General features: G+C 43.6%; 9 protein-coding genes. 4 read left to right on the top strand and 5 right to left on the bottom strand.

Features of this window, described 5'->3' with window-relative positions; genetic code table 11:
- Window positions 1–151: 151 nt before the first annotated feature.
- Window positions 152–1,165 (bottom strand): glutamate racemase, encoded by a 1,014-nt coding sequence (gene murI / locus H9653_RS11785; RefSeq protein WP_191692508.1) that lies wholly within the window; start codon window positions 1,163–1,165, stop codon window positions 152–154.
- Window positions 1,166–1,209: 44 nt separating this feature from the next.
- Window positions 1,210–1,941, bottom strand: a complete 732-nt coding sequence (locus H9653_RS11780; protein WP_191692507.1) for a DUF1285 domain-containing protein — start codon at window positions 1,939–1,941, stop codon at window positions 1,210–1,212.
- Between the two features lie 680 nt (window positions 1,942–2,621).
- Here H9653_RS11780 and H9653_RS11775 point away from each other — a divergent pair.
- On the top strand, window positions 2,622–4,259 hold the full coding sequence (locus H9653_RS11775) for an electron transfer flavoprotein-ubiquinone oxidoreductase (RefSeq protein ID WP_068406995.1): 1,638 nt from the start codon (window positions 2,622–2,624) through the stop codon (window positions 4,257–4,259).
- Between the two features lie 108 nt (window positions 4,260–4,367).
- Here the strand turns inward: H9653_RS11775 and H9653_RS11770 are convergent, their stop codons facing one another.
- The gene (locus tag H9653_RS11770; RefSeq protein WP_191692506.1) at window positions 4,368–5,864 is read right to left on the bottom strand and encodes an alanine/glycine:cation symporter family protein; all 1,497 of its coding nucleotides are present in this window, start codon (window positions 5,862–5,864) and stop codon (window positions 4,368–4,370) included.
- 794 nt (window positions 5,865–6,658) lie between these two features.
- On the opposite strand from H9653_RS11770, the gene H9653_RS11765 reads away from it, so the two are divergent.
- The 3 genes from H9653_RS11765 to H9653_RS11755 all read left to right on the top strand — a co-directional run bounded on the left by H9653_RS11765 (window position 6,659) and on the right by H9653_RS11755 (window position 9,464).
- Window positions 6,659–6,919, top strand: coding sequence for a DUF4212 domain-containing protein (locus H9653_RS11765; protein ID WP_191692505.1), 261 nt, complete (start codon window positions 6,659–6,661; stop codon window positions 6,917–6,919).
- A gap of 4 nt (window positions 6,920–6,923) precedes the next feature.
- Window positions 6,924–8,792: a sodium:solute symporter family protein gene (locus H9653_RS11760; RefSeq protein WP_191692504.1), complete on the top strand. Its 1,869-nt coding sequence runs from the start codon at window positions 6,924–6,926 to the stop codon at window positions 8,790–8,792.
- Window positions 8,793–8,918: 126 nt separating this feature from the next.
- The gene (locus H9653_RS11755; protein ID WP_191692503.1) at window positions 8,919–9,464 is read left to right on the top strand and encodes a hypothetical protein; all 546 of its coding nucleotides are present in this window, start codon (window positions 8,919–8,921) and stop codon (window positions 9,462–9,464) included.
- On the opposite strand, the gene H9653_RS11750 is transcribed toward H9653_RS11755, so the two are convergent.
- Both H9653_RS11750 and H9653_RS11745 read right to left on the bottom strand, forming a co-directional pair.
- The gene (locus H9653_RS11750) at window positions 9,461–10,066 is read right to left on the bottom strand and encodes a rhomboid family intramembrane serine protease (protein ID WP_191692502.1); all 606 of its coding nucleotides are present in this window, start codon (window positions 10,064–10,066) and stop codon (window positions 9,461–9,463) included. The genes H9653_RS11755 and H9653_RS11750 overlap by 4 nt on opposite strands.
- 41 nt (window positions 10,067–10,107) lie before the next feature.
- Window positions 10,108–11,163, bottom strand: a complete 1,056-nt coding sequence (locus tag H9653_RS11745; protein ID WP_191692501.1) for a 5'-nucleotidase — start codon at window positions 11,161–11,163, stop codon at window positions 10,108–10,110.
- Between the last annotated feature and the right edge of the window lie 236 nt (window positions 11,164–11,399).

The following is an 11,399-nucleotide window of genomic DNA, read 5'->3' as shown; positions in this document are numbered from 1 at the left end:
GGCAGTATAGTTCGGTTAGGTTGTCCATGTAAGAAGTCCTTTTTGCTTAAGTGGTCTTGGTAAACTTACTTTAGCAATTTCGGACTTCTTTTTTTATCTTTTTTTTGAGCCCTTATCCCGAACTGGGGTTATTAGACTAAAACAAAAGGGCTTAAGGCGAAAGAATATACTGTATACGAGACTGTTTACCCAATAAACGTCGCACTACAGCGCCGAGCTGTTTATCATACTTAGTCGCATAAAAAGTCAAAGCCGGCGGTATATCTATAGCGGTCGCTAGGCCATTTAACGCTTCATTAGCTGATACCTTAACGGGTAATGCTAACAACTGTTCTGCTATCAATAGCTGCTTAACGCGCTCAGCGATTGCATGCCCCGAATCGACAATATGTAGCGCTAACTGCTGCTGAGTAATTTCTTGGCGTAAAAACGCTTTAAAAAATGGATAATGGGTACAGCCTAATACCAACTGATCGACGCCATCTTGCGAAAATTGCTGCAATTGCAGGCGTAAATCCTGAGCCGTTTTGCTGTCTTTAGGCATACCTGACTCAACCCAAGGGACTAAGTTTGGGTCAAAGTATTTGGAGACTCTGGTGGCATGAGGAATGGCAACATTTGTAATGACGTCATTTAGTAGCGCACCGTTTAACGTCGCTTTCGTTGCCAATACGGCTACGTGATGAGTTTTGCTGGCCAATACCGCAGGTTTTAAAGCAGGCACCAGACCAACAATAAGCAGCTGCGGATAATAGCGTCTGGCAGTCTCTAACGCATACGCCGAAGCACTATTACAGGCGATGACGATAAGCTTGCAGCCTTGTTGGTATAGCCATGCCACTGCAGCGAGCGTTAAGGCTTTAATGTCTTCACTATCACGATTGCCATACGGTACATGCAAGGTATCGGCATAATAAACGTAACGCTCATGCGGTAATTGCTGAGCCAGATGTAGATAGACCGACAAGCCGCCGACGCCCGAATCGAACAAGCCGATTGGCGCACTGCGTTCCTTTTTAAGCGCGTTATTTATCACGCTATCATCTGCTTTAAGCGTTTTAAAACTATCATTAATAAATGTGGTTTTGTGCGTCTCAAGGCTATCAACAATATCAACACCATCAAGGCTTGTATTATCAGGCACTGCTTTTACGGCAACCTTCATTGCTCTCTTACCGCCGTTCTTATATAAGTATTAAATATAGTCTATTATGAATCTAATGGCATTGATAATGTATAAGCGTTATCGCCACTTTGCAGCGTTAGTATCGTCTCACCTTCACGCTCTGTCAATTCACCAATTTCTGTTAAATGATAAAAAGCGTTACGTCCAATCAATGCTTCTAAGCCGTTTCGTACCGTCATATAAGGACGAATTTGCGTAGGGCTTTCTGCACTTTCATTGTCTTCTTTATTCTTACTTGTGCCAGAATGGCTATTGTCATCAGAGTCTTTCATTGTATAAGCACGCAAACTAATCGGATGTTCATCATCTAAACGCACTACATCACCGGTGCTGGTCGTAAATTCTAGCCAACGCTTACCTGCTTCTTCAACGATACCAACATCGTTAATCAATAACGGCGCATCTTCTACTTGGATACGCAGTTTTTGTACCGGCGTTTTTAAAAAATACTCAACCGCGCCATTATTTTCTTCTTTCCATAAAATAGTGGCAAATAAATTAACCAGTGACTGCCGGGTCATGTGCCCGCCTTCGTGCCACCACTCGCCGTTGGCTTTGATGGTTAAATCCATATCCGTTACTTGCTCAGGATGCCAGTTCTCAAGCGGCGGTATGGCGCGCCCTTCGCGTATACTTGGCGCTGACTTAAAATACTGACTCAAAGCATCCATACCATTTGGCGCAGATACCTTGTCATTCGTGACTTTGAGGCTATCTTTATCATTAGAATTGTCGTTTTTATTATCGTCATTCATCATAAAATCCTTTATGTAGTAATCAAAGTTTGGCGCATCTATTATTACTATAAATTTTTGTTTCGGGTATGATGAAAGCCTATCGTCATTGTACCCCCATTATTTCCATCTTACCTTAACATTGATACTCAGAAATGCGTATCGTGTTTGTAGGACTTTTCTTTTATAATGAGTAACGATTATTTATTTGCAATGGTTCAGTGGGTGTTGAATTAACAACACATTTTACGTTATGGGTGCTAGATTTTACGTCAATCTTTGTACGCTTAACGTCGTCAATTGATGCCGCAAAGACAGTTCTTATCGGGCAGCCATATGTCTGAGTAACGTTAGCGCCGCAAGCTTTATTATTCAATTGTTAAGCTAATGATGCCCTGAGATAAGCCACTAAAAGTTTAGGAGTAGGTATGCAAGAGCAAGACAATCAAAAGCCTGTTGTTGATAATGACACTGTTAGCAACGACGTTGTTAATAATGACATTGTCAGTAACGACACTGTAAATAGCGACATCGCACATACTGATGTAGCCGTAGAAGAAGTCGCCACTACTGAAGAAAGCGCTGCAACTGAGGCGACAGAAGTTGCCGCTGAGCCAGTAGAAGCCACTACTGCAACAGAAGCAACGCCCGAGCCAGCCGTAGAACCAGAAACTACTGAGCCTGAAATCGAACGTGAATCAATGGAATTTGATGTCATCATCGTCGGCGGCGGCCCAGCGGGTTTATCAGCGGCCATTCGTCTGCGTCAGCTTGCTCTTGCAGCGGGCAATGATGAGTTCATGGTTTGTGTGGTCGAAAAAGGCTCAGAGTTTGGTGCGCACACCTTATCTGGTGCGGTTATTGAGCCGCGCGCCTTAAACGAGCTGATACCAGATTGGAAAGAAAAAGGCGCGCCACTAAACGTACCTGCCATTGAAGACCGCGTTTATATGCTCGGTTCTGCGACCAAAGCAACCAAGCTCCCTGATTCTATCGTACCCGCCAGCATGCACAATGAAGGTAACTACATTGTCTCATTGGGCAACGTCGTTCGCTGGTTAGCTGAGCAAGCAGAAGAGCTTGAAGTCATGATGTTCCCAGGCTTTGCTGCCGATGAGATTTTATATAATGATGACGGTTCGGTAAGAGGGGTTTTGACAGGCGACATGGGCGTGGCTGCCAATGGTGAAGCCAAGCCGAGCTTTGAGCCAGGTTACGAGCTGCTAGGTAAATATACCATCTTTGCCGAAGGTTGCCGTGGACATTTGGGCAAGCGCCTCATCAGCCGTTTCGCGCTTGATAAAGACTCAGACCCTCAGCATTATGGTATCGGTCTAAAAGAGCTATGGGAAGTCAGCCCAGAGAAGCACGAGCAAGGCGTGGTCATGCATGGTTCAGGTTGGCCATTAACGGATACCGGCTCATCTGGCGGTTGGTGGTTGTACTTCGATGAAAACAACCAAGTCAGCTTTGGTATGGTCATCGACCTATCGTACTCAAACCCTTATATGTCACCGTTTGATGAGATGCAGCGCCTAAAACTTCATCCAGTCATTCGCAACGTCTTAGAAGGCGGCAAACGCCTGTCATACGGCGCGCGTGCGTTGACCAAAGGCGGCTTAAACTCCTTACCAAAATTCACCTTCCCAGGTGGCGTGTTGGTCGGTGATGATGCAGGCTTCTTAAACCCTGCCAAAATCAAAGGTACGCACACCTCAATGAAGTCAGGTATGTTGGCGGCTGAAGCGATTTTTGAAGCGTTACAAGCAGGCCGTGAGTATGACGACGTGGTTGCCTATAGCACCATGTATAAAGAATCATGGCTGTATCAAGACAACTACGAAGCGCGTAACTTTGCCCCAGCCATGCACCGTATGGGTCAATGGATGGGCGGCGCCTTTACCTTTATCGAGCAAAATTTGCTTGGCGGTAAAATGCCTTTGACCATTCATGATAATAAGAGAGATTATGATCAGCTAGAGCGTGCGGCGCATGCTTATCAGCCAACCTATCCTAAGCCAGATGGTAAGCTGATATTTGATAAGCTGTCATCAGTCTTTATCTCCAACACCAACCACGCTGAAGACCAACCGACGCATCTGAAACTCACCGATCCTACGGTGCCTGTTTCAATTAACTTACCGCTGTATGCTGAGCCTGCGCGTCTGTACTGCCCTGCTGGCGTTTATGAAGTGGTGAAAGATGCCGAAGGTGCTAAGTTTGTTATCAATGCGCAAAACTGTGTGCATTGTAAGACCTGTGATATCAAAGACCCGTCACAGAACATTACTTGGGTAACGCCAGAAGGCGGCGGCGGTCCTAACTATCCAAACATGTAAATCATGTTTGATATAATTATGGCTTAATAAAAAACCGCTCTTAATATAAGGGCGGTTTTTTTATATTTATAGCTTCGACAGCATAACTTTTTAGCTTACCAAAAAGATCTAATCAGTCCACGCATCACGGTTGGCTTCATCTTTTAGTTTCACAAAATCATCGGGGTCAAATTTGATTTGCTCGCCGGTTTTGCCTTCTTTGATTTGTCTTTCATAATCACGCAAAATTCTAAGCGCCACTGGCGACAAGATTAAAATCGCTATCAAGTTGACGAGTGCCATGAGACCCATTGATAAGTCAGCGAAGTTCCAAATAGCAGGTAAGCTAGCAATAGCACCAACAAATACCATGCCTAAAACCATAAAACGGAAAATCATAATCATGACTTTGGCATTTTTTTCACCAGAGATAAATTCAAGATTGGACTCGCCATAGCTGTAGTTGGCAATGATAGAGGTAAACGAAAAGAAGAAAATTGCAATCGCGACAAAAACTACGCCCATATCGCCCACATACTGCGACAGTGCCAACTGGGTTAATTGAATACCTTCTTGTTCGACATTTGGATCGACGACACCTGAAAGTATAATAATCGCCGCGGTTGCCGTACAGATAACCAGCGTATCTATAAACACACCCAGCATTTGCATAAAACCTTGCACCGCTGGATGATCAGGATGGCTTTTTGCCGTTGCTGCCGCATTAGGCGCTGAGCCCATACCGGCTTCGTTAGAAAATAGACCACGCTTGATACCATTAATCATTGCTTGCGCAATACCATAACCAATCACACCGCCCGCTGCCTGCTCAAAGCCAAAGGCCGATTTTACAATCAAGGCAACCGCCGCTGGGAATTCGCTAAAATTGGTGATAATAATATAAAGCGCCAATAAGATATAAAGAATCGCCATAACTGGCACGATTTTACCCGCGATACGCGCAACCGAACGCAGACCACCAAATACCACTGGCGCAACCAATAGCACCAATACCAAACCTGTCAACCACGTTGGCACACCAAAGGCTTCATTGGTCGCTTGTGCAATCGTATTTGACTGCACGCCGTTGAATGCCAAACCAAAAGCAACCAACAAACAAAGCGAGAAAAATATCGCAAGCCAGCGTTTACCCAAACCTTTTTCGATATAGTAAGCCGGTCCACCGCGGTAAACATTGTCATTGTGCGGCACTTTATAGGCTTGTGCTAAGGTTGACTCGATAAAACTGGTCGACATCCCCACGATCGCCGTCATCCACATCCAAAATACGGCACCTGGTCCACCAAGATAGATAGCAATGGCTACCCCTGCCAAGTTACCCGTACCGACGCGCGCCGCCAGTGAAGTCATCAGCGCCTCAAACGAGCTGATACCACCATCTTTACGGCCTTGATTTGACACCCGTAATAATTGCCACATATGACCGAAGTGACGAAATTGAATAAAACGCGTAGCAACGGTGAAATATAGACCAGCCCCAATCAACACAAACATCAACAATCCATACCAAGGATTGCTGGCGATTAACCAATCGTTATTACCCCAGATAATACTAACGCCGTAATTCACGATGTTATTAAACCAGCCTGCTATGCCTTCATTCATAAGAACTCCTCACTTACGCTGTATAAATTTTGCTTATTTTTATCTAAAAATTCATTTAATCGATTAAAATAGCCAACAACCTTGCTAAAAATGCCTGCTACCAAGATACCGTGTGCATTCTATAGAGATTAAGACGCCTACTACTATCAATTTTTTTTATTAATTTAAAAAAACTATTTCCGAAATAAATGTCACTTACTATTGAAGTCCTATAGAATGGAGAATGTAACAAATCAGTAGCATTGGTTAGACATTTATCGTACGATTTCAGTAATATTAAATGTTCTAAACACTTATAGAAGTCTACTTTATTACCGACCACGTTTTTTAACTATGATAGAGTGGATTTTATAGATATTAGCATTCGGTTGATATTGATTTATTGGTATGAATGACTAACGTATTAACAACTTTAAGACTCTTGTCAGGAAGATGGGATCGTAAAAAGACAGCGGATTGTTGACCTTCATCGTTTTTCCTCGATAAATCCCCTTTTTTTTCTGCAAGACACTCTTAAAAACCCTAGCATTTATGATGTCGTTTATTTGATTAAGTCAGCTTAATGTTAAATAAATGACTACTAAATCGCTTTATGACTGGTTCACGTTTTAGTATTTGGTTTTTATTATTTTTCATTTGTGCGCATTTTTTCAGCCAAGTACTTGAGTCCGATTGCATAAGCCACCTATATCGCAGTTTTATAGGGCTAATAGCGCGTGAAGCGCCACGCAATCAGCACTTGTTAGGCTCAAATCAATAATTATGTTTTTAAGCTAGACAAAAGGAGTTGTCCTATGGAGAACCACAACGATTCATCAGGTTATTGGCGTGCCAATCTCCGTCTCATTAAAGTTAGCCTTATCATTTGGGCCTTAGTCTCTTATGGTTTTGGCATCTTACTACGTCCATTATTGTCAGGTATTAGAGTAGGCGGTACCGATATAAGCTTCTGGTTTGCACAACAAGGGGCTCTTATCGTTTTTATCGCTTTAATCTTCTTCTATGCATGGCGCATGAATAAACTCGATAAACAATATGGTGTAGACGAGGAATAGTCCTATGAGTCAATTTACGATTAATATTATTTTTGTAGGTCTATCCTTCGCTTTATACTTCGGTATTGCTTGGTGGGCACGTGCAGGTTCGACCAGTGAGTTTTATGTTGCTGGCGGCGGTGTACATCCTGTTATGAATGGTATGGCAACCGCCGCTGACTGGATGAGTGCGGCGTCATTTATCTCGATGGCAGGTATTATTGCAACCGGCGGCTATGCGGCATCAACGTATTTAATGGGCTGGACAGGCGGTTATGTTCTACTGGCTATGCTCCTAGCGCCTTACTTACGTAAATTTGGTAAGTTCACGGTTCCTGATTTTATTGGGGACCGCTTTTACTCTAAGACTGCGGCCATGATTGCCGTTGTTTGTTTGATTATTGCTTCAACCACTTATGTTATCGGTCAGATGACCGGTGCTGGTGTGGCATTCTCACGCTTCTTAGAAGTTGATAACACCACTGGTCTGATTATTGCGGCGGTTGTGGTTTTCTTCTACGCCGTACTTGGTGGTATGAAAGGGATTACCTACACGCAGGTTGCGCAGTATGTGGTTCTAATGATTGCGTATACCATTCCTGCCGTCTTTATCTCACTTGAATTAACGGGTAACCCGATTCCAGGTCTTGGTTTATTCTCAAACCATGTTGAAGCAGGCATTCCTATTCTAACCAAGCTTGACCAAATCGTCGTCGACTTAGGCTTTACCGCTTATACCGCTGACGTGCCGAACAAGCTAAACATGGTGCTATTTACCTTATCACTGATGATTGGTACCGCGGGTCTACCGCACGTTATTATTCGCTTCTTCACGGTTCCTAAAGTTGCTGACGCGCGTTGGACAGCTGGTTGGACCTTGGTATTTATCTCGCTACTCTATTTTACTGCTCCGGCAGTAGGTGCGATGGCACGTTTAAACCTAATCGATACCATTTATCCACAAGGTGTTGATGCCCCTGCGATCGAATATGATCAACGTCCAGATTGGATGAAAACATGGGAAGATACCGGTCTTATTAAATATAACGATCTAAATAACGATGGTCGTATTCAGTTATATAGCGATAGTGGACTTGGTGCAGCAGAGCTTGCATTGGCTGCGGCTACCGCTGACGGTGGTGATGTTGCTGCCGCTACTACGACGGTTGAAGAAGCAAAAGCTGAGCATGCTTTAGAGCGTGATGGTGTGTTTGTTGATAGAGGCTGGGCAGGTAACGAGCTTGACGTCAACGCTGATATCTTGGTATTGGCTAACCCAGAAATCGCCCAGCTACCAGGTTGGGTTATCGGTCTTATCGCCGCCGGTGGTTTGGCAGCAGCGCTTTCAACGGCAGCTGGTCTACTACTTGCAATCTCATCTGCGATCAGTCATGACTTAATCAAGCGTAACCTGAATCCAAACATCACTGATGCAGGCGAGCTAAAAGTCGCGCGTATCACGATGGCTATCGCGATTGTGGTTGCGACATGGCTCGGTATTAATCCCCCAGGATTTGCCGCACAGGTCGTAGCATTAGCCTTTGGTATTGCGGGTGCATCACTGTTCCCTGCATTGATGATGGGTATTTTCTCTAAGCGTATTAATAACTTGGGCGCTATCGCTGGTATGTTAACGGGTTTGATTAGTATCTTAGTTTATATCTTCGTCTTTAAAGGCTGGTTCTTCATCACAGGTACTGCAAACTTCCCTGATACAGAAGAGTATTGGTTGTTCGGTATCTCGCCACTATCATTTGGTGCGGTTGGTGCATTACTGAACTTTATCGTGGCATTTATTGTTTCTTATGCAACGACGCCACCACCAGCACATATCCAAGAATTGGTTGAAAGTGTTCGTTCTCCACGTGGAGCTGGCGGCGCAATCGATCACTAATCTAGACGATATTATGTGCTATTCTTTGTAAGATAATCACTCACCGGCAGCAACTGCTTGTGAGTGATTTTTTTATCTTTTTATGAATTGGTTTTAAATGCGCTGATGGCGTTAAGGAAAAATCTTATGCTTTTTGAGTTTATCGCCACCATAGCTGCTGGATTTGGTATGGCTGGGATAGCACTAATCATCACTCATCTCAGCAAACTGGCAGGAAAAAAAGCCCCAAGATGGCTGATTCCATTATTTGGGGCGATTGGTATTTTTGGCTTTCAAATCAGCCAAGAATATAGCTGGTTCGAGCAGCAAACTGCGCAACTACCTAACGGCGTGCATGTGGTGAAAAAAGTTGAACAGAGCACATGGTTTCGTCCTTGGTCATATATCAAACCACAAACCTTTCGTTTTATGGCCGCAGACAGTGGGCACGCGCGCGCTAATGCTGATAATCCAGATGTTTATTTGGTGAATTTATATTTGTTTGAGCGACGTCGAAGTGTGCAGCAAGTACCGCAAGTTATTGACTGTGCTGCCCCTGCCCGCGCCGATTATGTATTGCAAGAAAAGGATAGTAAGCTGAGCATTGATGAGCATGTGAAGCAAACCACTAAGTGGCGGCCATTAGAAAAAAATGATCCGTTATATATCAACGTTTGTATCAATAAAAGTTAATAACGCGTGTTGATACTGGCATAAGCATGCTTTGAGTTTGCCCCTAATAATAAGCCGGCGCATAGTCCGCCAAAATGCGCCGCCAATGAGATACCTTGCTGCGGCATCAAACCTTGTTTGATGATCAACCAGTAACCAGTTCCCATGACGATGCAAGCAAGCAGATAACCCCAGCGCCGCGCAAATAACGCTCCGCCTATCATATAACCCAGCATCGCAAAACATAGCCCCGAAGCGCCGATATGAATCGACAATGGCGAACCGATAATCCAAGTCGCCAATCCTGACGCCACGATCAATTTAATTACGGTACGATAAGCATTATTTTCAAATAGTCCGAACAAAAATAAAATTTGTAATAACGTCAACGTATTGCCAAGTAAGTGAGAAAAATTGCCATGCATCGTCCATGACGCAAACACCCCAATCATACTACCTAAGTCTAACGCCCGTGGCACAATCCCAAAGATATTCCATAGCCCGAAAAGCAGCGTTTCATTGAGAAAAAACATGCCCCACATCGGTATAAGAACAAACGCATATAAGCCAAAAACTTGCTTAATTCTGCGTGTTATTAAGCTAAATAATTGCTGCCACTTCATAACAAACCTTATCTTTTAAACCTTTGAATGTTATTAAAACCCTATTGCTCGCTCACAGAAGACCGTGGGCTTTTTACAGGTTTAAATGACAATGATGAGGCGTCTTCTTCTGCCGTTAATACACTCTTGGCATGCAGCAAAGAGGTCGAATGATAAGGAACCAACGCCGTTGGCATAAAATCACGCGCCGCATCAATATGTTTGACCGAATCATCAAAGAAGATATGTGGCGCAAAGGTTTTTAATACTGCCGTCTTTTCAAGTCCGCCCAAAAAAAATGCCATATCGAGATCGACCCCCCAATCACGTAGTGTTTTAATCGCCCGTAAGTCCGCAGGGGCATTACGTGCAGTGACTAACGCTATCTTCATGGGAGAAGTATGCAAGCTTGCAGGCAATCGCTCTTGCATTTTTGACAGCTTAATCAACAGCTCTGCATAAGGTCCTTTTTCTATCGGCAAATCCCGCATTTCGGCTTCACGCTCATGAAAAGCCCGCAACCCTTTTTGTTTATAAAGCAGCTCACCTGAATCATCAAACAATACCGCATCACCATCAAATGCGATACGCAGCTGCTTAGTATCGAGCTCATAGGTATTTACTGGTGTAGCATCTAATATCGCACAGGCACAAATATTGGCATCGGCAACTTGCTGAGCGTCATCACGATTGGTGGTCAAAAACAAATCCACATTAAAATCTTTAATATAAGGCGCTATAGGGCTTCCGGATATAAATGCCGAGCGAGAAATGGTTAAACCATGTTCACGAATTGCATTAAGCACCTGAATACCTGTATCAGGACTACTTTTTGAGACGATAACCACTTCTACCAATGGCGTCTCGATACCTGCGTCCTGCGCCTCGCAATCATGGCAATAATTATTCAAATTTAACAATGCTTTAATAAGCGGATAGCCGGCTCCAATGCTGAGCGAATCATTCTCGCGCTCAGCCATATAGTCGCGGAACTCTTTAATCGCCTCGCTAGGTCGCTGCTGCAATAATGCTATCAAGTGATTTTCAGACTCTGATAAATCAAATAAAGCGGTTGCTGATATCGCAACGATCAAGGTATTGGTAAAATCAACTGCCATAGCTTTCTCTATTTATAAAAACTTGGTTAAAAAAATCATGTTAAAAATATCAAACGACCAGTTTACTACATCTACCTCAATCTATAATGTTAAGAAATTTCTATGAGTAAATCTTTGTTTTATGACGGGTTAAAAGACATAAAAAAAGCCTGCATACACTAATGCCAGTCAGTTAACGCTGACTGGTATTTTTTTTGGGATATTTTTGTGGTTTACCCTTAACTACCCTCGGGCAA

The sequence above is a fragment of the Psychrobacter communis genome (genome assembly GCF_014836505.1).
GTDB classification, from domain to species: domain Bacteria; phylum Pseudomonadota; class Gammaproteobacteria; order Pseudomonadales; family Moraxellaceae; genus Psychrobacter; species Psychrobacter faecalis.
The sequence above is the reverse complement of the archived record's forward strand: the minus strand, read 5'-3'. Positions and strand labels throughout refer to the sequence as shown.